Origin of the sequence: Pseudomonas sp. Lb2C2, from assembly GCF_052112205.1 — a bacterium.
GTDB classification, from domain to species: Bacteria; Pseudomonadota; Gammaproteobacteria; order Pseudomonadales; family Pseudomonadaceae; genus Aquipseudomonas; species Aquipseudomonas kilonensis.
On sequence record NZ_JAUTYW010000002.1, the window covers coordinates 619519 to 640812 of the forward strand.

Below are 21294 nucleotides of genomic sequence, written 5' to 3' on the forward strand. Positions count from 1 at the left end.
GCGTATCAGTCAGCATCAATGGCGACTGACACTCCGTCATCGCGAGCAAGCTCGCTCCCACAGGGGTTTTGTAGTGTGTTTGTAGTCCTCATCCATCAGGCATAATCGCCCCCATCCAAACAACAAGGACGAGGCCCGTGAGTTCAGTGAACAAATCGATTTTGTTGGTCGACGACGACCAGGAGATTCGCGAACTGTTGGACACCTACCTCAGCCGTGCGGGTTTCCAGGTGCGGACCACACCCGACGGCGCCGGGTTTCGCCAGGCGCTGAACGATGCACCGAGCGACCTGGTGATCCTTGATGTGATGCTGCCTGATGAGGACGGCTTCAGCCTTTGCCGCTGGGTCCGCCAGCACCCGCGCCAGGCCCATGTGCCGATCATCATGCTCACCGCCAGTTCCGACGAGGCCGACCGGGTCATTGGTCTTGAACTGGGCGCCGATGATTACCTGGGCAAACCTTTCAGCCCACGTGAATTGCAGGCGCGCATCAAGGCGCTGCTGCGTCGGGCGCAATTCGGCCAGGAACGCACCGGGGGTGAAGTGCTGGCCTTCGATGAGTGGCGGCTGGACATGGTCAGCCATCGGCTGTTTCACACCGACGGTGAAGAAGTGATTCTCTCCGGTGCCGATTTCGCCCTGCTCAAGTTGTTTCTCGATCATCCCCAGGAAATCCTCGACCGCGACACCATCGGCAATGCGACCCGCGGTCGTGAGCTGATGCCCCTGGACCGAATCGTTGACATGGCGGTCAGTCGCTTGCGCCAGCGCCTGCGTGACACCGACAAGCCGCCGCGGCTGATTCGCACGGTGCGCGGCAGTGGTTATCAACTGGCGGCCAGTGTGGTTGCCAGCAATGGTCATTGACTGGATCAAAAAAATCGCCCGACGGGTACCGGTACCGCGCTCGTTGCTGGGCCGGATGCTGCTGCTGACCTTGCTGGTGGTGCTGTTCGCCCAGACCCTGTCCAGCCTGATCTGGGTCTCGCAACTGCGCGCCACCCAGCTCGAAGGCCTGGTCACCAGTGCCCGCAGCCTGGCCCATTCGATGACCGCCAGCGTCAGCTATTTGCGTTCGCTGCCAGTGGCGTACCGGCCATTGGTGCTGGACCAGTTGCGCAGCATGGGTGGTACGCGGTTTGTCGTTACCCTCAACGACAAGCCCCTGGGCATGGATGTGCTGCCGATCACCCCGCGCAAACTGGCGGTGCTCAAGGCGGTGGACGATGTGCTGCGCCGTTCATTGGGCAGTAACGCCGACATCTCGGTGAATTTTGTCAGCCCCGACGACCTGCGAATTTTCAACGCCGGGCTCAAGCTCGATGAACTGCCCCGTTCGTGGGCTCACTACGCCTTGACCCTGGAACCGGTGAACCCGCCGGTACTGGTCACGCAAATCCAGATGGCGCCTGGGGAGTGGCTGTACATCGCCTCGCTGTTGCCCGAACCCTACACCAGCCTCGAAGAGCAAGACCTGCCCACGCAACAGGTCGGTTTCATCGTGCTCACCAGCAGCTTGCTGTTGCTGTTCATCGGCTTGCTGGTGCACTGGCAGAGCCGGCCGCTCAAGCGTTTGGCCCGGGCCGCGCGGGACATGTCCCTGGGCGCCGAGGTGGAGCCGGTGGCCGAGGGCGGCGGCAGTGAAGTGGTGGAGGTGGGGCGCGCGTTCAATGCCATGCGCGAACGCATCAGCCGTTACCTGACGGAACGCAGCCAGTTGTTCAGCGCGATTTCCCATGACTTGCGCACACCGATCACCCGCTTGCGGCTGCGGGTCGAGCTGCTGGAAGACGAGAACCTGCAGGCCAAGTTCGGTCGTGACCTGGATGAGCTGGAACTGCTGGTCAAAGGCGCGCTGCAATGCGTCAAGGACACCGACATCCACGAAAATATCGAGCCGGTGGACCTCAATCATGTGCTCGATTGCCTGGTCGAACCTTACCTGGCGCCCAACGGCAACGGCCGGGTGACCCAGGATGGCCGGGCGCTGGCGCCGTATCCCGGCAAGCCGCTGGCCCTCAAGCGCTGCATCGGCAACCTGATCGACAACGCCTTGAAATACGGACAGAACGCCCACCTGCACATCGATGACGATGAAACCGCCTTCATCCTGCACGTCGACGACGAAGGCCCCGGCGTGCCGGAACAGCGCCTGGAGCAAGTCTTCGAACCGCACTTCCGCCTCGCCGGGCAACAGCAGGGTTATGGCCTGGGCCTGGGCATTGCCCGCAACATCGCCCACAGCCATGGCGGCGAAGTGAGCTTGCAGAACCTGCGTGAAGGCGGGTTGCGGGTGACGTTGCAGTTGCCTCGCAGTGTGGATTGATTCGACCGCGTTATCGTTCATCGCGAGCAAGCTCGCTCCCACAGGGGTTTTGTGAACGCCGAGGATCCAGTGTGGGAGCGAGCTTGCTCCGGGCGGCGTTCCGACGATGGCGCCAGTAGCCTCACCCCATCTCCCAGGTAAATGTCACAACTCGGTGACATAACTCGCCCCTTTCGTTACGTGCCCCTCGCCATCCCTTGTTTAGACTCCCTGCGTCAAAACAACAAAAAAGGTACCACCCAATGGACACCTTCCAACCGGCCTTCAGCAGTTGGCTGAACGCCCCTGCCCACCAGCAATGGCTTGCCGACGAAGGCTTGCGGTTGCTGGCGTTCGCCAAGGCGTCGAAGCTGGCGGACGGCTTTGGCAACCTGGACGAGCGCGGCCACCTGCCGGCCTATGCCCGGGCCGAGACCATGAACACCGCGCGCATGACCCACAGCTTCGCCATGGCCCACATCCAGGGCCTGCCGGGTTTCGCCGAGCTGGTAGACCACGGCGTCCAGGCGCTGAGCGGCCCCTTGCGCGACGCCGAGCACGGTGGCTGGTTTGCCACGACGCGGCCTGATGAAGACGGCGCGGGCAAGGCGGCCTACCTGCATGCATTCGTTGCCCTGGCGGCCAGTTCCGCGGTGGTGGCCCAGCGTCCCGGCGCCCAGGCGTTGCTGGACGAAGCGGTGCGGATCATCGATGAGCATTTCTGGAGCGAAGAAGAGGGGGCACTGCGCGAATCCTTCAACCGCGACTGGAGCGAGGAGGAGGCCTATCGTGGCGCCAACAGCAACATGCACGCCACCGAAGCCTTCCTCGCCCTGGCCGATGCTACCGACGACCCACGCTGGCTGGCCCGCGCCCTGCACATCGTCGAACGGGTGATCCACGGCCATGCCGCCGCCAACGACTACCTGGTGGTGGAGCATTTCGATCGCCACTGGCAGCCGCTGCGCGAATACAACCAGGACAACCCTGCCGATGGTTTCCGTCCCTACGGCACCACCCCTGGCCACGGTTTCGAATGGGCGCGACTGCTGCTGCACCTTGAAGCGGCACGCGTCCAGATCGGCATGCTGACCCCGGGTTGGCTGGCCCAGGACGCACAAAAACTCTTCGACCAGAACTGCCGTCACGGCTGGGACGTCGATGGTGCGCCGGGCATTGTCTATACCCTGGATTGGGACAACCGCGCCGTGGTTCGCCATCGCCTGCACTGGGTCCACGCTGAAGCGGCGGCCGCTGCCAGCGCCTTGCTCAAGCGCACCGACGAGGCGAAGTACGAAGCCTGGTACCGGCGATTCTGGGAGTTCTGTGACAAACATTTCATCGACCGCTGCAACGGCAGCTGGCATCACGAACTCGATCCGCAAAATTGCCCCAGCGCCGACATCTGGCCGGGCAAGCCGGACCTGTATCACGCCTGGCAGGCGGTCTTGATTCCGCGCCTGCCCCTGGCGCCAAGCATGGCGTCAGCCCTGGCGCGGTTATCCAGCGCTTCGCCTGTGTAACCATGTCGTGACATTTGCACGTCCCTTCGTTACCTGCGAAGGGATTCCCTCTGATTAGAATCCATGCAGCGCAAGCACCAGACTTGCATGCATAACAACAAGAAAGGTAATTCTAGATGAATGCGATTTCTCGCCTCGCTACTGTCATTTCTCTTGCTTCCTTGCTTCCCGTCGCAGCATTCCCTGTCACTACCCTTGCCGCCGAATCGAAAGGTTCCGTGGAAGTCGTTCACTGGTGGACGTCGGGTGGTGAAAAAGCCGCGGTCGATGTGCTCAAGGCCCAGGTAGAAAAAGACGGCTTTACCTGGAAGGACGGCGCTGTCGCCGGTGGTGGCGGTTCCACTGCCATGACCGTGCTCAAGAGCCGTGCCGTGGCCGGCAACCCACCTGGCGTCGCCCAGATCAAGGGCCCGGACATCCAGGAATGGGCGTCCACCGGGCTGCTCGACAGCGACGTCCTGAAAGACGTGGCCAAGGCCGAGAAGTGGGACAGCCTGCTCGACAAGAAAGTCTCCGATACCGTGAAGTACGAAGGTGACTACGTCGCCGTGCCGGTGAACATCCACCGCGTCAACTGGCTGTGGATCAACCCGGAAGTCTTCAAGAAAGCCGGCATCACCAAGAACCCGACCACCCTCGAAGAATTCTACGCGGCCGGTGACAAGCTCAAGGCCGCGGGCTTTATTGCGCTCGCCCACGGCGGCCAGCCTTGGCAGGACAGCACCGTATTCGAAGCCGTGGTGCTCTCGGTCATGGGGGCTGATGGCTACAAGAAAGCCCTGGTCGACCTGGACAACAAGGCGCTGACTGGCCCTGAAATGGTCAAGGCGCTGACCGAGCTGAAGAAAGTCGCGACCTACATGGACGCCGACGGCAAGGGCCAGGACTGGAACCTGGAAGCAGCCAAGGTCATCAACGGCAAGGCCGGCATGCAGATCATGGGTGACTGGGCCAAGAGCGAGTGGACCGCGGCGAAGAAAGTCGCCGGCAAGGACTACGAGTGCGTCGCCTTCCCGGGCACCGACAAGGCCTTCACCTACAACATCGACTCCCTGGCGGTGTTCAAGCAGAAGGACGCAGGCACTGCGGCTGGCCAGCAGGACATCGCCAAGGTCGTGTTGGGCGAGAACTTCCAGAAAGTCTTCAGCATCAACAAGGGTTCGATCCCGGTTCGTAACGACATGCTCGGCGACATGGCCAAGTACGGTTTCGATTCCTGTGCCCAGACCGCTGCCAAGGACTTCCTGACGGACGCCAAGTCCGGCGGCCTGCAGCCAAGCATGGCGCACAACATGGCGACCACGCTGGCCGTACAGGGTGCGTTCTTCGATGTGGTGACCAACTACATCAACGACCCGAAAGCCGACCCTGCCGATGCTGCCAAGAAACTGGGCGCAGCGGTTCAGTCAGCCAAGTAATTAGCACCGCTTCCTTTGTGGGAGCGAGCCTGTGGGAGCAAAGCTTGCTCGCGATGCACGATAACGCGGTCATTGGAAAGACCGAGGTGCCTTCATCGCGAGCAAGCTCAGCTCCCACACAAGCCCGCTCCCACACAGGGAATGTTCTGTAGTCTTTTTCTCTTGTACTGGATCTTCCCATGAGTTCTGTTGCTGTGTTCAGCAAGGCCTCGCCGTTCGATGCATTGCAGCGCTGGCTCCCGAAACTGGTGCTGGCGCCGAGCATGTTCATCGTCCTGGTGGGCTTCTATGGCTATATCTTGTGGACGTTCGTTCTGTCGTTCACCACCTCGACGTTCCTGCCGAACTACAAATGGGCAGGCCTGGCGCAGTATGCGCGGCTGATGGACAACGACCGCTGGTGGGTGGCGAGCAAGAACCTGGCACTGTTCGGCGGTTTGTTCATCGGCATCACCCTGGTGATCGGCGTGTTGCTGGCGGTGTTCCTCGACCAGCGCATTCGTCGCGAAGGTTTCATCCGCACCATTTACCTGTACCCGATGGCGCTCTCGATGATCGTCACCGGTACGGCCTGGAAATGGCTGCTCAACCCGGGCATGGGCCTGGACAAATTGTTGCGTGACTGGGGTTGGGAAGGCTTCCGCCTGGATTGGCTGATCGACCCGGATCGCGTGGTGTACTGCCTGGTGATCGCCGCGGTTTGGCAGGCCTCGGGCTTCATCATGGCGATGTTCCTGGCCGGCCTGCGGGGTGTCGATCAATCGATCATCCGTGCCGCGCAGATCGATGGCGCAAGCATGCCGCGCATCTACTGGAAAGTGGTGCTGCCGAGCCTGCGTCCGGTGTTCTTCAGCGCCGTGATGATCCTGGCACACATCGCGATCAAGAGCTTCGACCTGGTGGCGGCGATGACTGCCGGCGGCCCCGGTTACTCCTCCGACCTGCCAGCCATGTTCATGTATTCCTTCACGTTCAGTCGCGGTCAGATGGGCATGGGCTCGGCCAGTGCAATCCTGATGCTCGGTGCGATTCTCGCAATCATCGTGCCTTACCTGTACTCCGAGCTGAGGACCAAGCGTCATGACTAGTCTCGCTGCCAAACCTTCCATCAGCCTGAGTCGCATCGCCATCTACGCGGTGCTGATCCTCGCCGTACTGCTTTACCTGGTGCCGTTGGTGGTCATGCTGTTGACCAGCTTCAAGACGCCGGAAGACATCAGCACCGGCAACCTGCTGAGCTGGCCGACCGTGGTCAGTGGTATCGGCTGGGTCAAGGCCTGGGCCACCGTCGACGGCTACTTCTGGAACTCGATCAAGATCACCGTCCCGGCGGTGCTGATCTCTACCGCCATCGGTGCCTTGAACGGCTACGTGTTGTCGATGTGGCGTTTTCGCGGTTCGCAGTTGTTCTTCGGCCTGTTGCTGTTCGGTTGCTTCCTGCCGTTCCAGACCGTCCTGCTGCCGGCCTCGTTCACCCTCGGCAAGATGGGCCTGGCCAGTACCACCACGGGCCTGGTGTTCGTGCACGTGGTCTACGGCCTGGCATTCACCACGCTGTTCTTCCGCAACTACTACGTCAGCATTCCCGATGCACTGGTGAAGGCGGCGCGGCTGGACGGTGCGGGGTTCTTCACCATCTTCCGGCGGATCATCCTGCCGATGTCCACCCCGATCATCATGGTCTGCCTGATCTGGCAGTTCACCCAGATCTGGAACGACTTCCTGTTCGGCGTGGTGTTTTCCAGCGGTGATTCGCAGCCCATCACGGTGGCGCTGAACAACTTGGTCAACACCAGTACCGGGGCCAAGGAATACAACGTGGACATGGCGGCGGCGATGATCGCCGGGCTGCCGACCCTGCTGGTCTATGTGGTCGCAGGCAAGTATTTCGTGCGCGGTCTGACGGCCGGCGCAGTCAAGGGGTAATCATGGCAACGCTTGAACTTCGCAACGTAAACAAGACCTATGGTGCCGGCCTGCCGGACACCCTGAAGAACATCGAGTTGTCGATCAAGGACGGTGAGTTCCTGATCCTCGTCGGGCCTTCGGGCTGTGGCAAGTCGACGCTGATGAACTGCATCGCCGGCCTCGAGACCATCACCGGTGGCGCGATCATGATCGGCGACCAGGACGTCAGCGGCATGAGCCCGAAGGATCGCGACATCGCCATGGTGTTCCAGTCCTACGCGCTGTACCCGACCATGAGCGTGCGCGAGAACATCGAGTTCGGTCTGAAAATCCGCAAGATGAAACAGTCGGACATCGACGAAGAGGTCACCCGCGTGGCCAAGCTGCTGCAGATCGAGCATCTGCTCAATCGCAAGCCCGGCCAGCTCTCCGGCGGCCAGCAACAGCGCGTGGCCATGGGCCGGGCGCTGGCGCGGCGGCCGAAGATCTACCTGTTCGACGAACCGCTGTCCAACCTCGACGCCAAGCTGCGGGTCGAGATGCGTACCGAAATGAAACTGATGCACCAGCGCCTGAAGACCACCACGGTCTACGTGACCCACGACCAGATCGAAGCCATGACCCTGGGCGACAAAGTGGCGGTGATGAAGGACGGGATCATCCAGCAGTTCGGCACGCCGAAAGACATCTACACCAACCCGGCCAATCTGTTCGTGGCGAGCTTCATCGGTTCGCCACCGATGAACTTCATCCCGTTGCGCCTGCAACGCAAGGACGGTCGCCTGCTGGCGCTGCTCGACAGCGGCCAGGCCCGTTGCGAACTGCCGATGGGCATGCAGGACGCCGGCCTGGAGGACCGCGAAGTGATCCTGGGCATGCGCCCGGAGCAGATCATGCTGGCCGGCAGCGAGCCCAATGGCTTGCCGACCATTCGCGCCGAAGTCCAGGTCACCGAGCCCACCGGGCCGGACACCCTGGTGTTCGTCAACCTCAACGACACCAAGGTCTGCTGCCGCCTGGCGCCGGATGTGGCGCCGCAAGTCGGGGAGACCCTGACGCTGCAATTCGATCCATCGAAAGTGCTGCTGTTCGACGCCAAGTCCGGCGAACGCCTGGGCGTGGCCGGCCAGCCGCAAGCCGATGCCCGATCGGCGAACGTGGCGCAGTTCAAAGGTCGATGAAGAACAAATGTGGGAGCAGGCCTGCTTCCACAGGAAGGAGTATGCGGTGGATGGGGACATCCGCCGCAATCGTTGTAAACCGCGTTAGATAAAAACAGTTAATAACAATAAAGACGAGGATGTAGGGATGAAGAAGAAAAATAACGCCCAGCTTATCTGCCAGTTGTCAGCCGTTGCGGCGATGATGCTGGCCGGTAGCGCACACGCTGCCGACGCGTTCAGCGCCGATTCGCAGTGGATGACGGGTGACTGGGGTGGCGAACGGACCAAGCTGATCGAGCAAGGTATCGATATCAAGGCTGACTTCGTCGGCGAGATGGGCGCCAACCTCCACGGCGGCTACAACGATGACAAGACCGCGCGCTGGTCCCAGCAGTTTGGCCTGGGGGTCGCCCTCGACCTGGAAAAACTGGCGGGCTGGGGTGATACGGAAGCCAAGATCCAGTTCACCCGGCGTGACGGTCGCAACATCTCCAACGACCGTATCGGTGATCCACGTGCCGGTACCCTCAGTTCCTCCCAGGAAGTCTGGGGCCGTGGGCAAACCACGCGTCTGACCCAGTTGTGGATCAAGCAGAAGTACTTCGACAGCAAACTGGATGTCAAAGCCGGTTATTTCGGTGAGGGCGAAGACTTCAACACCTTCCCGTGCGAGTTCCAGAACCTGGCGTTCTGCGGTTCGCAAGCGGGTAACTGGGCGACCGGCATCTGGTACAACTGGCCGATCATGCAGGCGGCGATTCGCGTCAAATACAACCTCACGCCTGAGCTCTATGCGCAAATCGGCGCCTACAACCAGAACCCTTCGCAACTGGAAAACAACAACCGCTACAAGCTCAGCGGCAGCGGTACCAAGGGTACCCTTATTCCGGTCGAGTTGGTCTGGTCCCCCAAGATCAATAACCTGCCGGGCGAATACCGTGTCGGTTACTACAAAAGTACGGCCAAGGCTGATGACGTCCGTGAGGACGAGGATGGCAACGACGCCGCGACCACCGGCAACGCCTATCGCAGCCACAGCAGCAAGGACGGCTACTGGCTCGTCGTGCAACAACAGCTCACCAGCCACAACGGTGATGCTTCGCGCGGCCTGAACATCGCGGCCAACGCGACTTTCCATGACAAGGAAACCAACGTCGTCGACAACTACCAGTCGTTGATGTTCGTGTACAAGGGGCCGTTCGATGCACGTCCAAAAGACGATGTCGGGATCGGTTTCTCGCGTATCCATGTCAACGAAGACGTGAAGAAAAACGCCGAGTTGGTCAACGCCGCCAATGGCGTCAGCGACTACGATGATCCGCTGTTCTCGCCGCTGCGCAGCACTGAGTACAACTACGAGATCAACTACGGTTTCCACGTGACCAACTGGCTGACCGTGCGTCCGAACCTGCAATACATCACTCACCCAGGTGGTGTGGATGAAGTCGACAACGCGCTGGTGGCCGGCCTGAAAATTCAGTCGGTGTTCTAACGCTGTTGCGATAAGCTCCTCTCTATGTGCGCATATTTGCGGACGGCCAAGGCTGTCCGCTTTTTTTTGGAGTGCGTGTTTGGTTGCGCGCGCAGAACCTGTGGGAGCAAGGCTTGCCCGCGATGAAGACAACGCGGCCTCCCAGGGAAGCGAGGCGCTTGCATCGCGAGCAAGCTTTGCTCCCACAGATAAATCGCCTTGCCGCAACAAGCGTTGCAAACAGATGAGCAATTCAATGATTTCCAGGACCGCGGCCCATGCATGAGCATCCGCTACAACGCTTTTTCAGATCCTTGCGCGAACGCCCGGTGTTCGCGTGGGAGCGCTATCGGCAGCGCGATGTGTTGGTGATCGATCACCCGTTGTGCCAGGCGGTGTTCAGTCGCCAGGGCGCACAGTTGCTGCATTTTCAGCCCAAAGGCCAGAAACCCTGGTTGTGGTGCGCGTCCAAGTGGCCGCAAGTGGGGGCGATACGCGGCGGGGTGCCGGTGTGCTGGCCGTGGTATGGCCGCCATCCCAGCGAAAACGCCTGGCCGTCCCACGGCTGGGCGCGGTTGATCGACTGGAAACTGCTCGACAGTCGCAGTGATGACGACGGTGTGCATTTGCACTGGCAACTGCAGTTGTGCGACTGGCAAGTGGACCTGCATGCGGACCTGGGTGAGCGCATGGAATTGCGCTTGAGCACCGAGCACCAGGACAGTCTGCCATGCCAGTTGAGCCAGGCCTTGCACGCCTATTGGCGTATCGGTGACGTCGGTGAGGTAGCGCTGTCTGGTCTCGAAGGCGCCCAGGGCTATGACCAGTTGAGCCGTGCTGTTTGCCAGCAGGAAGGCGAGTTGCGGGTCGAGGGTGGCTGCCAGCGGGTGTTCCAGCATGAGGGGGAGTTGCAGCTCAAGGACCACGCCTGGCAGCGCGAATTGTGCATCGACACCGGCGACAGCGCCGACACCGTGGTCTGGCATCCCGGCGCACGGCCGTTGCTGGGGGTGAGTTGGGATGAAGTCAGCGAATTCGTCTGCGTCGAAGCGGCCAGTGGCGGCACCGACAGCTTGTGCCTGGCGCCGGGGGAGCGGGCGCATTTGAGTTTGCAGGCGCGAGTGGGGGCTTGATTCAGGTTAGTGGGTGAGACTAATGGTCCCTTCGCGAGCAAGCTCGCTCCCACAGGGGTTTTGTGAACACCAAAGATCCAGTGTGGGAGCGAGCTTGCTCGCGATGACGGCTTATCAGGCAATAAAGCAATCAGGCTCGGTCAGTTGAACTCATCCCCCACCGGATACCGGCTGGCGTTCAAGCTTTCCTTGATCTTGCGCAGATGCGGCTGGAAGTCCACGCCCCGACGCAGGGTCATGCCGGTGGCGAGCACGTCCAGCACGGTGAGTTGGATGATCCGTGAGGTCATCGGCATATAGATATCAGTGTCTTCGGGCAGGGGAATGTTCAGGCTCAGGGTACTGGCCTTGGCCAGTGGCGAGCCTTCGGCGGTCAGGCCCAGCACCGACGCGCCGTTTTCCCGGGCAATGCGCGCCACTTCCACCAGCTCGCGGGTACGACCGGTGTAGGAAATGATCACGAACAGCTCGCCCGTATGGGCCACCGACGCGATCATGCGCTGCATCAGTACGTCGGCGTGGGCGGTCACCGCCAGGTTGAAGCGGAAAAACTTGTGCTGGGCATCCAGCGCCACCGGGGCGGAGGCGCCGAGGCCGAAGAAGTGGATTTGCCGGGCCTGGATCAGCAGGTCCACGGCGCGGCTGATCAAATTGGGATCAAGGGCCTGGCAGGCGCTGTCCAATGAGGCAATGGCACTGCCAAAGATTTTCCGGGTGTAGGCTTCCGGGTTGTCGTCGGCCTCCACCGCACGGCTCACATAAGCAGCGCCGCTGGCCAGGCTTTGGGCCAGTTGCAGCTTGAGTTCCGGGTAACCGCTGACGCCAAACGAGCGGCAGAAACGGTTGACGGTCGGTTCACTGACCGAAGCCGCCTGGGCGAGGGCGGCGATGCTGAAGCGGGTCGCCTGCTGCGGGTTGAGCAGGATGATCTCGGCCACCTTGCGTTCGGCCTTGTTCAGGTCTTCAAGGCGACTCTGGATCTGTTCCAGTAAATTTCGCACGCGGTCCATACAAGATTCCTAGGAAGACGGGTCTTTGATACGACCCTTTGCGGTGGCCTATCCTACTGATGGCTCCGACGGACCACCACTCGGAATCGGTATTTTCGAAAAATGTTGTGGTTATTACTACATTTTTCCTTGAGTGATACCTTGAAAAAAGGTATTTGTAGTTTAACTTGATAAAAGAACAAACATCATGCCTTCGATTACGGTTGAACCGTGCACCTTTGCCTTGTTCGGCGCGTTGGGCGATCTGGCCTTGCGCAAGCTCTTTCCTGCCCTGTATCAGCTCGATGGCGCCCAGTTGTTGCACGAGGACACGCGAATCATTGCGCTGGCCCGTGAACCCGGCAGCGAGCAGCAGCACCTGGCATTCATCACCGCCGAACTGCGGCGCTACGTCGGTGAAAAAGACCTGGACGAAGGCGTACTCGAGCGCTTCCTGGCACGATTGACCTACCTGCACGTGGATTTCCTCAAGACCGACGATTACGTCGCCTTGGCCGAAGCGGCCGGCTCGACCCAACAGGTCATTGCCTATTTCGCCACCCCGGCGGCGGTGTATGGGGCGATCTGCGAGAACCTGGCGAAGGTCGGTTTGAGCGAAAATACCCGTGTCGTGCTGGAGAAGCCCATCGGCTCGGACCTGGAGTCTTCGCGCAAGGTCAACGACGCCGTGGCGCAGTTCTTCCCGGAAAACCGTACCTATCGCATCGATCATTACCTGGGCAAAGAGACGGTCCAGAACCTGATCGCACTGCGGTTCGCCAACAGCCTGTTCGAAACCCAGTGGAACCAGAACTACATTTCCCATGTGGAAATCACCGTGGCCGAGAAGGTCGGTATCGAAGGCCGCTGGGGCTATTTCGACAAGGCCGGTCAACTGCGGGACATGATCCAGAACCACCTGTTGCAGTTGCTGTGCCTGATCGCCATGGACCCACCGGCCGACTTGTCCGCCGACAGCATCCGTGACGAGAAGGTCAAGGTGCTCAAGGCCCTGGCGCCGATCAGCCCGGAAGGCCTGACCACCCAGGTGGTGCGCGGCCAGTACATCGCCGGCCACAGCGAGGGCAAGGCAGTGCCTGGCTACCTCGAAGAACCCAACTCCAACACCCAGAGCGACACCGAGACGTTCGTCGCCCTGCGCGCCGACATCCGCAACTGGCGTTGGGCCGGGGTGCCGTTTTACCTGCGTACCGGCAAGCGCATGCCGCAGAAGTTGTCGCAGATCGTCATCCACTTCAAGGAACCGTCCCACTACATCTTCGCGCCCGAGCAGCGCTTGCAGATCAGCAACAAGCTGATCATCCGCCTGCAACCGGACGAAGGGATTTCCTTGCGAGTGATGACCAAGGAGCAGGGCCTGGACAAGGGCATGCAATTGCGCAGCGGTCCGTTGCAACTCAACTTCTCCGACACCTATCGCAGCGCACGGATTCCCGATGCCTACGAACGGTTGTTGCTGGAAGTCATGAACGGCAATCAGAACCTGTTTGTCCGTAAAGATGAAATTGAAGCCGCGTGGACGTGGTGTGACCAGTTGATCGCCGGCTGGAAGAAATCCGGCGATGCGCCCAAGCCGTATGCGGCTGGGTCCTGGGGGCCGATGAGCTCCATTGCACTGATCACGCGGGATGGGAGGTCATGGTATGGCGATATCTGAATTGAAACTGCCGCAGGGCGTTAGCGCCCATGAATTCAAGAACCCGGTGGTGCTGGCCGAAGGCCTGGCGCTGAACGTGGCCGAGCAGTTGCGCAATGCAATCGAGGCACGCGGTGCGGCGACCCTGGTGGTCTCCGGTGGCCGCAGCCCGGTGGCGTTTTTCCAGCACCTGGCCAAGCAGGCGCTGGACTGGTCCAGCGTGGTGGTCAGCCTGGCCGACGAGCGCTGGGTACCGGTTGAACACGCCGACAGCAACGCCGGCCTGCTCAAGCGTTACCTGCTGCAAGGCGCGGCAGCCAAGGCCCAGTTCCTGAGCCTTTACAGCGCCAGTGCCAACCTGGAAGCGGCTGCCGAGCAGGCCGATCGTCTGTTGGCCGAGTTGCCGCCGATCGATGTGCTGATATTGGGCATGGGCGATGACGGGCACACCGCCTCGCTGTTCCCTGGCAGCCCGAACCTGGCCCAGGCCCTGGACGCCAATGGCACACGTCGCTGCTGGCCGATGCTGGCGCCGACCGTGCCGCACCAGCGCTTGACCATGAGCCGCGCCTTGCTGGCTTCGGCGCAACACAAAGTGCTGTCGATTTCCGGTCAGTCGAAATTGACCACCTTGAACGCTGCGGTGGCGGGTGACGATGTCGCCGAAATGCCGATCCGCGCGTTTTTGCAAACTACGTTAGAGATTTACTGGTGCCCATGAACCAAGGATCAGCCGCTATGACAAACCCATCCCCGACCGTTTCCATGGCGGACAAAGTTGCCCTGATCGACAGCCTCTGCGCCAAGGCGCGGATCCTGCCGGTGATCACCATCGCCCGTGAACAGGACATCCTGCCGCTGGCCGATGCCCTGGCCGCCGGTGGCCTGACTGCGCTGGAAGTGACGCTGCGTTCCCAATACGGCCTCAAGGCCATCCAGGTGCTGCGCGAGCAGCGTCCGGAATTGGTGACCGGTGCCGGCACGGTGCTCGACCGCCACATGCTGGACGCCGCCGAGGCGGCCGGTTCGCAGTTCATCGTCACTCCGGGCATCACCCGTGATCTGCTCGAGGCCAGCGTCTACAGCCCTATCCCGTTACTGCCCGGCATCAGCAATGCCTCGGGCATCATGGAAGGCTACAGCCTGGGCTATCGCCGCTTCAAACTGTTCCCGGCCGAAGTCAGCGGCGGCGTCGCGGCCATCAAGGCCTTGGGTGGTCCGTTCGGCGAAGTGAAATTCTGCCCGACCGGCGGCGTGAGCCCGGCCAACATCAAGAGCTACATGGCGTTGAAAAACGTGATGTGCGTGGGCGGAAGCTGGATGCTCGATCCTGAGTGGATCAAGAACGGCGACTGGGCCCGCATTCAGGAATGCACCGCCGAGGCCTTGGCGCTGCTGGACTGATTGTTTTACCGAACCTCGTTGGGTGTTCTACGGTTTTACGGTGCGCTTGGTCGGCGCGCCGTTTTTTTTGCCTGGGTTTTATCTCTCCAAGCAGGGTGAACACTGAATTTGTGGCGAGGGGATTTATCCCCGCTGGGCTGCGCAGCAGCCCCAAACAAGGTTGACTCAACCTATCTGACGCACCGAGTTGTCAGGTTTTGGGGCCGCTGCGCGCCCCAACGGGGATAAATCCCCTCGCCACAACTACATTCGGCTCAGGTGAATAAGTGCTTTGGTCAACCGCTCGATATCACTCGCCAAGGTAATCAGCCCCGGGGTAATGCGAATGCACGGCCCGACGCTGGTGTGGCGCACCACCGTGAAGATCCCGTGCTCATTGAGCAATCGATCGGCCATCGCCTGTTGATCGGCGTGGGCGGTGAAGCGCATCGCGGTGATCGCGCAATAGAGACGCTGGTCATCCGGGGTCATGACTTCGATGCCCGGCACATCGCGCACGGCGCTCACCCACAGATCACGCAGATAACAGAGGCGCGCGCCTTTGGCCGAAGCGCCGCCCAGGGCCTGGTGTTCTTCGAAGACCAGCGGCAGGGTGAGCAAGGCAGGGATGTTGGGCGTGCTGTGGGGCGTACGTGAGCGGACGTCGGTGGCGGGGTAGCTGTCTTCGTCCATGTCCGGGTCGATGTCGGCCAAGCGCTGCGGGGCGATGTACAGGAAGCCCTGGGAGAGGGGCCCGCCGATCCACTTCTGCAGGTTGAACCCGGCGAATTCGATCCCGAGCTTCTTCAGGTCGAAATCGATCTGGCCCAGGGCGTGGGCCCCGTCGAGGATGATGTCGACGGCGAACTCGCGGGCATTCTCGGCAATGGCCTGGACCGGCATCACCAGCCCGGTGAGGTGGTTGACGTAGGTCAGCGCCATCAGCTTGAGGCGCGGGTAGCGAATGAACGCTTCGCGATAAGTGCCCACCAGGCTTTCGAAACTGGCAGGGTGCTGGTGGACGATTTCGATCACCTCCACGCCACGCTGGCGGGCCAGCCAGCGCATGGCGCTTTTGACCGAGGCATATTCCAGATCACAGATCAGCACTTGATCGCCCGGCTTGAGGCCGTTGTAGTTGCGAATCAGCGTCTGCAAGGCATCCACCGCACTGCCGGCCAACCCGACGCACTGGGGTGAAGCGTGGATCAGCCGGGCTACCTGCCGACGAATGGCTTCGCCGTGTTCACGGTCGAAATGCTGGCGCACGTACACCGAGTTGCCTCGGTTGATGAATTCGATGTTGCGCTGGTACTCCTCCACCACGGTGCGGGACATGCGCCCGAAGTAGCCATTTTCCAGATTGAGTGGCCCGGCGGGATCGATGTCGTAGCGGCCGACAAACGTCTGCCAGAAAGCTTCATCATGGGCGCGTAGCGTGTTTTCGGGCATGACGGGGCTCAACTGATCAGGGGCGAGGCTTGGGTTTGCCGTGTTTGGCGCGCAATGGATCGAGCAGGTCCGACAGCCCGTTATGATCGATTTCCTGCATCAGTGCCAGCAAACCACCCAGTTCACCGTGAGGAAAACCCTCGCGGGCGAACCAGTTCAGGTATTGACCGGGCAGGTCAGCCAGGATTCGACCCTTGTATTTGCCGAACGGCATTTGACGCGTGATGAGCAATTCGAGCTTTTCCGGGTTCATGGCAATCGTCTTGATTCGAATCTGCTTCGAAAATACAGGCATTCTGCATGCAGGCCAAATGACAGATCATGCAAATAACGCGGATACAGTTTTCTTATTTTTTTATAACTAATTGATTTTTAATGAAATTAATCAGGTTCTTGGGCTGGCATGGCCGATGCAATATCCCTTGCAGGTTTTCTATTCACCCAGCAAAGGAACTGAAAAATGACTGACATCAACAAAGAATCCATCTCCGTCTTGAACGACCTGATCGAGACCAGCAAAGATGGCCAGGAAGGCTTCAAGACCTGCGCTCAAGACATCAAGCACCCACAACTCAAGGCGCTGTTCGTTCAACGTGCTGCGGATTGCGCGACCGCTGCGGCCGAGCTGCAAGCGGCGGTTCGTTCCCTGGGCGGCGATCCGGAAACCTCCACCAGCGTTGCTGGTGACCTGCACCGTCGTTGGGTGGACGTGAAATCCATGTTCACCGGCAAGGATGAAGAAGCGGTGCTCAACGAAGCCGAGCGTGGCGAAGACCATGCGCTCAAGGCCTACAAGGAAGCGCTGGAGAAAATCAGCAAACACAACCTGGTGGGTATCCGTGATCTGGTTGAGCGTCAGTACCACGGCGTGCAACGCAACCATGACCAGGTCAAGGCTCTGCGTAACCAGGCGCGCGCCAGCTAACAACGCGTCCTGATCGAAAAAAACGCCAGCTTGCTGGCGTTTTTTGTGGGGACGACTCAGATTTAAGGTGAACACTCGTGTGGCGAGGGAGCTTGCTCCCGCTGGGCTGCGCAGCAGCCCCAAAAATCAGGGTCGCTGCGCAACCCAGCGGGAGCAAGCTCCCTCGCCACGAAAGCCTTCGCATGGTGGGGCGACAATCACCTCTAGACTCTGATAGATAGCTAGCTAATAATTGCACCGCCGATCCCTCGCATTGCATCTATTGTTACTGGCGTCCCCCAAAGAGTTTATCGCGTGCCCATAACCTTCCAGGCCTTGTTTGCCCCTGACCGCCTCGCTTTGCAGTTCGCCATCAAGACCGTGCTGGGTGCTGGGCTGGCGTTGTGGCTGGCGTTGCGCTGGGGGCTGGAGCAGCCGTCATGGGCGCTGATGACCGCGATCATCGTCGCCCAGCCACTGTCCGGGATGGTGGTGCAAAAGGGCTTGGCGCGCTTGCTCGGCACGTTGGTGGGCACCGTCATGTCGGTGGTGTTCATGGGCCTGTTTGCCCAGGCGCCTTGGTTGTTCCTGCTGGCCCTGGCGCTCTGGCTGGGGTTGTGCACAGCCTGTTCGACGCTGCTGCGCAGTGCCTGGTCGTATTCATTCGTGTTGGCCGGCTACACAGTGGCGATCATTGCCTTGCCGGCCATTTCCCACCCGCTGGGTATATTCGACCAGGCGGTGGCGCGCTGCACCGAGATCAGCCTGGGCATCGTCTGCGCCACGGCGGCCAGTGCCTTGCTCTGGCCGTTGCGGGTCGAGCGGCAATTGGCTGGTCAGGCGTTTGCTGCCTGGCAGAGCGGCATGCAGGCCGCCCGTGCCACCCTGGCAGGCGATGCCCAGGCCCGTAAAGGGTTGCTGGAAATCCTGGGCAGGATCGTCGCGGTGGATGCCCAGCGCGAACATGCCTGGTTCGAAGGCAGCCGTGGCCGACAGCGCGCCCGGGCTATCAGCGGCTTGAGCCAGAAATTGCTGATGCTGCTGCGCCTTTCGCGCTCGGTGCGTCGGCAGTGGAAACAGCTCGACCCCGAGGAGGCCGAGGCCCTCCAGCCGTGGATGAACGAGGTGCAGCAGGCCCTCGACGCCGACGGTGCGACCCTGCAAGCCTTGCGCCCCCGGGTATGGGATGCGTCCCACGACCCGCAGATCAGCTCGGCGCAAAGTTACTGCCTGGCACGGTTCGCCTTGTTGCTCGATACCGCCCTGGCCGCCTGCGCGGCCTTGACGGCGGTGCAGGAGGGCAGGGCGGCGGCGGATCCACCGCGAACCCTGGCGCCTCATCGTGATCTGTCCCTGGCCATGGTCTTCGGTGCGCGCAGCGCCCTGGCGTTCTTGGTCGTTGCCGGTTTCTGGCTGGCGACCGCCTGGCCCGCCGCATCGGGCGCGATGCTGTTGACGTGCGTGGTGTGCAGCCTGTTCGCCAGTCGCGAAAACGGCGCGCAGATCGGCATGAGTTTTCTGCGCGGCATTCTGTTGGCCGTGCCGACGGCGTTCGTGATTGGCGAGCTTTTGCTACCGCAATGGAGCAGCTTTGCGATGCTGTGCATGGCCATGGGCGTGCCGTTGTTTTTCGGTGCGCTGGGTATGGCCAAGCCGCAGATCTTCGCCACGGCGACGTCGTTCTGCCTGCATTTTGTGGTGTTGATTTCACCGCTCAACGCCATGAAATATGACGTCGCAGCGTTCTTCAACAATGCCCAGGCGATGTTGATCGGTGTAGGCGCGGCGGTGCTGGCTTTCAATCTGCTGATTTTGCGCAACCCGGCCTGGCACAGCCGCCGCCTGCTGGCCGCGACCCTCCACGATCTGGTGCGTTTGACCCATCGCAGCCTGCGTGGCGCCGAGAGCTGGTTCGGCGGGCGCATGGCCGACCGGCTGTTGCAACTGGCGCGGCATTACCCTGAATTGCCGGTGCAGGCGCGCAGCCGTTGGGATGATGGTTTGCTTGGCCTGGACATAGGCGATGAACTGTTGCATTTGCGCCTGAGCCTGGCCGTCGCCCAAGTGCCCGATTCCCGCGCTCAGCGTCGTTATTTCGCAGCGCTGGAGCAGGTGCTTGAACGCGGCCCGAGCGGTGACCAGGCCGATGCGTTGGCCCCGGCGAGCGCCGAATTGCTGAGCGTGTTGTCGACCCAGCCGCCCGGTGACGCATTGAAGCTGGCCCAGGGCGCGGTGGTGCAATTGCAAAACAGCTGGCGCGCCTGGTGCCGCCAGCACGAACCTGAACGACGGGAGCACAGCCATGGGCTTGCGTGAGTGGTCGATTGGCGGGGTGTTGCTCAGCCCGTTCCTGATTTATGTGGTGCTGGCGTTGCTGGTGACCGGTGCGTTGCGCCTGTTGCTCAGCCTGGTGCCGGCCGGGCGCTGGATCTGGCATGAAGCCTTGTTCGACTGCGCCCTGTATGTCTGTGTCCTGACCGTTATTACCGTGGTCCTCGGGCCGCTATAGGAGTTGAACATGCGTACATCCGTACGTGTCGCCGTCACGCTGTGCATGGTGGCTGTGGCGATCTTCGCCGGGTTTCACTTGTGGCAGTACTACATGCTCACACCCTGGACCCGCGATGCGCGGATCCGCGCCGACGTGGTGGTGATTGCCCCCGACGTGTCGGGTTGGGTGCGTGAGCTCAAGGCGGTGGATAACCAACAGGTCAAGGCCGGCGATGTGTTGCTGAGTATCGACCGTGAGCGTTTCGAGGCAGCGCTGGGGAAGGCACGGGCCGTGGTGCAGACGCGCCAGCAGCAACTGAGCCTGCGTGAACACGAAGCCAGCCGTCGCGCCGCCCTTGGGCCTCAGGCCATCAGCGCCGAACTGCGGGAAAACGCCCAGATCAACGCCGGCATCGCCCGAGGCGAACTGCGCGAAGCCCAGGCCGAGGCCAAGGTCGCCGAACTGAACCTGGCGCGCAGCCAGGTCCTGGCCCCACGCAACGGTCACATCACCAACCTGCGCCTGGCCGAAGGCAACTACGTGAATGCCGGACAGCCGGTGATGGCGCTGATCGACGACTCGACGTTCTATGTGCAGGCCTATTTCGAAGAAACCAAGTTGCCGAGGATTCGCGTGGGCGATCCGGTCAAGATCTGGCTGATGAGCGCCGGCCATGCGCTGGAGGGTCATGTCGAGAGCATCAGCCGTGGCATTACCGACCGCAACACCAACCCCGATGCGCAGTTGCTGGCGGAGGTCGAGCCGACCTTCAACTGGGTGCGCCTGGCCCAGCGGATACCGGTGCGGATCAAGTTGGACAAGGTGCCGGAGGGGGTGAACCTGAGCGCGGGGATGACGGCGAGCGTGCAGGTGCGCGAAGACTCGCCTTAAATGTGGGAGCAAGGTTTGCCCGCGATGAAGATAACTCGGTCTCTCAGGGAACCGAGGTGCCTGCATCGCGAGCAAGCTTTGCTCCCACACAACCGCTCACCACAAGTCACTCACCGTAGGCGCCTGTGAATCAACCCACAGTAATCGCCGGCAACGTCGGCAAGGTCACGGTCTGCTGCTTGCGCGGTGCGAGGATTTCGGCTTCGCCGTCCACCACCAGCTCATCGCGCTGGTTGAACACGCGGGTGGCGATGCGTACACGAAACTTCGGCAGTTTTTCCAGGATTTCCAGGCGCACGGTCAGGGTGTCGCCGATTTTCACCGGTTTCTGGAAGCTCATCTGCTGGCCGATGTAGATGGTGCCCGGCCCAGGCAGCTCGCAGGCCACCGCCGCGCTGATCAGCGCACCGCTGAACATGCCATGGGCGATGCGCTCCTTGAACATGCTCGCTGCGGCGAACTCGGCGTCCAGGTGCACCGGGTTGTGATCGCCCGACATCGCCGCGAACAGCTGGATGTCACGCTCTTCGACGGTCTTGCTGTAGCTGGCGGTCTGGCCAATTTCGAGGGCTTCGTAAGGGGTGTTGGTAACCTGGGTCATCTG

General features: G+C 61.3%; 20 protein-coding genes. 16 read left to right on the top strand and 4 right to left on the bottom strand.

What is annotated here, in order from left to right:
• The first annotated feature begins 137 nt into the window (after positions 1–137).
• The 9 genes from Q7F16_RS07110 (at position 138) to Q7F16_RS07150 (ending at position 10923) form a co-directional block, all read left to right on the top strand.
• Complete coding sequence (locus tag Q7F16_RS07110) at positions 138–869, top strand: response regulator (RefSeq protein WP_095963335.1); 732 nt, start codon at positions 138–140, stop codon at positions 867–869.
• Positions 859–2328 (top strand): ATP-binding protein, encoded by a 1470-nt coding sequence (locus tag Q7F16_RS07115; RefSeq protein WP_053178355.1) that lies wholly within the window; start codon positions 859–861, stop codon positions 2326–2328. Before Q7F16_RS07110 ends, Q7F16_RS07115 begins: the two co-directional genes overlap by 11 nt.
• 242 nt (positions 2329–2570) lie before the next feature.
• On the top strand, positions 2571–3830 hold the full coding sequence (locus tag Q7F16_RS07120; protein WP_409555860.1) for a D-mannose isomerase: 1260 nt from the start codon (positions 2571–2573) through the stop codon (positions 3828–3830).
• A gap of 116 nt (positions 3831–3946) precedes the next feature.
• On the top strand, positions 3947–5248 hold the full coding sequence (locus tag Q7F16_RS07125; protein ID WP_057448916.1) for an ABC transporter substrate-binding protein: 1302 nt from the start codon (positions 3947–3949) through the stop codon (positions 5246–5248).
• A 179-nt stretch (positions 5249–5427) separates the two neighbouring features.
• On the top strand, positions 5428–6336 hold the full coding sequence (locus tag Q7F16_RS07130; RefSeq protein ID WP_003198535.1) for a carbohydrate ABC transporter permease: 909 nt from the start codon (positions 5428–5430) through the stop codon (positions 6334–6336).
• Complete coding sequence (locus tag Q7F16_RS07135) at positions 6329–7174, top strand: carbohydrate ABC transporter permease (protein WP_003198539.1); 846 nt, start codon at positions 6329–6331, stop codon at positions 7172–7174. Before Q7F16_RS07130 ends, Q7F16_RS07135 begins: the two co-directional genes overlap by 8 nt.
• Positions 7175–7176: 2 nt before the next feature.
• Positions 7177–8337: an ABC transporter ATP-binding protein gene (locus tag Q7F16_RS07140; protein ID WP_014336918.1), complete on the top strand. Its 1161-nt coding sequence runs from the start codon at positions 7177–7179 to the stop codon at positions 8335–8337.
• A 127-nt stretch (positions 8338–8464) separates the two neighbouring features.
• Positions 8465–9811 (top strand): carbohydrate porin, encoded by a 1347-nt coding sequence (locus Q7F16_RS07145; protein WP_046065411.1) that lies wholly within the window; start codon positions 8465–8467, stop codon positions 9809–9811.
• 257 nt (positions 9812–10068) lie between these two features.
• Entirely contained in the window at positions 10069–10923 is an 855-nt protein-coding gene (locus tag Q7F16_RS07150) for a D-hexose-6-phosphate mutarotase (protein ID WP_014336920.1), read from the top strand.
• A 140-nt stretch (positions 10924–11063) separates the two neighbouring features.
• Here the strand turns inward: Q7F16_RS07150 and Q7F16_RS07155 are convergent, their stop codons facing one another.
• Positions 11064–11924 (bottom strand): MurR/RpiR family transcriptional regulator, encoded by an 861-nt coding sequence (locus tag Q7F16_RS07155; RefSeq protein ID WP_170842276.1) that lies wholly within the window; start codon positions 11922–11924, stop codon positions 11064–11066.
• Positions 11925–12120: 196 nt separating this feature from the next.
• On the opposite strand from Q7F16_RS07155, the gene zwf reads away from it, so the two are divergent.
• From zwf to Q7F16_RS07170, 3 genes are read left to right on the top strand one after another with little or no spacing between them, the layout of a single operon-like run.
• The gene (gene zwf / locus Q7F16_RS07160; protein ID WP_046065410.1) at positions 12121–13590 is read left to right on the top strand and encodes a glucose-6-phosphate dehydrogenase; all 1470 of its coding nucleotides are present in this window, start codon (positions 12121–12123) and stop codon (positions 13588–13590) included.
• Positions 13577–14290 (top strand): 6-phosphogluconolactonase, encoded by a 714-nt coding sequence (gene pgl / locus Q7F16_RS07165; RefSeq protein WP_409555859.1) that lies wholly within the window; start codon positions 13577–13579, stop codon positions 14288–14290. Before zwf ends, pgl begins: the two co-directional genes overlap by 14 nt.
• 17 nt (positions 14291–14307) lie before the next feature.
• Positions 14308–14973, top strand: coding sequence for a bifunctional 4-hydroxy-2-oxoglutarate aldolase/2-dehydro-3-deoxy-phosphogluconate aldolase (locus Q7F16_RS07170; protein WP_013692437.1), 666 nt, complete (start codon positions 14308–14310; stop codon positions 14971–14973).
• A 243-nt stretch (positions 14974–15216) separates the two neighbouring features.
• Here the strand turns inward: Q7F16_RS07170 and Q7F16_RS07175 are convergent, their stop codons facing one another.
• Together Q7F16_RS07175 and Q7F16_RS07180 are read right to left on the bottom strand one after the other, a co-directional pair.
• On the bottom strand, positions 15217–16404 hold the full coding sequence (locus tag Q7F16_RS07175; protein ID WP_409555858.1) for an aminotransferase class V-fold PLP-dependent enzyme: 1188 nt from the start codon (positions 16402–16404) through the stop codon (positions 15217–15219).
• 16 nt (positions 16405–16420) lie between these two features.
• The gene (locus tag Q7F16_RS07180; protein WP_014336924.1) at positions 16421–16657 is read right to left on the bottom strand and encodes a DUF3820 family protein; all 237 of its coding nucleotides are present in this window, start codon (positions 16655–16657) and stop codon (positions 16421–16423) included.
• A 207-nt stretch (positions 16658–16864) separates the two neighbouring features.
• On the opposite strand from Q7F16_RS07180, the gene Q7F16_RS07185 reads away from it, so the two are divergent.
• The 4 genes from Q7F16_RS07185 to Q7F16_RS07200 all read left to right on the top strand — a co-directional run bounded on the left by Q7F16_RS07185 (position 16865) and on the right by Q7F16_RS07200 (position 20690).
• A complete protein-coding gene (locus Q7F16_RS07185; RefSeq protein ID WP_014336925.1) occupies positions 16865–17329 on the top strand; it encodes a ferritin-like domain-containing protein in 465 nt (154 codons plus the stop codon).
• 294 nt (positions 17330–17623) lie between these two features.
• Entirely contained in the window at positions 17624–19624 is a 2001-nt protein-coding gene (locus tag Q7F16_RS07190) for an FUSC family protein (RefSeq protein ID WP_409555857.1), read from the top strand.
• The gene (locus Q7F16_RS07195) at positions 19611–19817 is read left to right on the top strand and encodes a DUF1656 domain-containing protein (protein WP_003198565.1); all 207 of its coding nucleotides are present in this window, start codon (positions 19611–19613) and stop codon (positions 19815–19817) included. The genes Q7F16_RS07190 and Q7F16_RS07195 overlap by 14 nt, the downstream gene beginning before the upstream one ends.
• Positions 19818–19826: 9 nt before the next feature.
• Positions 19827–20690: an efflux RND transporter periplasmic adaptor subunit gene (locus tag Q7F16_RS07200; protein ID WP_409555856.1), complete on the top strand. Its 864-nt coding sequence runs from the start codon at positions 19827–19829 to the stop codon at positions 20688–20690.
• A 130-nt stretch (positions 20691–20820) separates the two neighbouring features.
• Here Q7F16_RS07200 and Q7F16_RS07205 read toward each other — a convergent pair whose 3' ends face one another.
• Positions 20821–21291, bottom strand: a complete 471-nt coding sequence (locus Q7F16_RS07205; protein WP_014336929.1) for a MaoC family dehydratase — start codon at positions 21289–21291, stop codon at positions 20821–20823.
• Between the last annotated feature and the right edge of the window lie 3 nt (positions 21292–21294).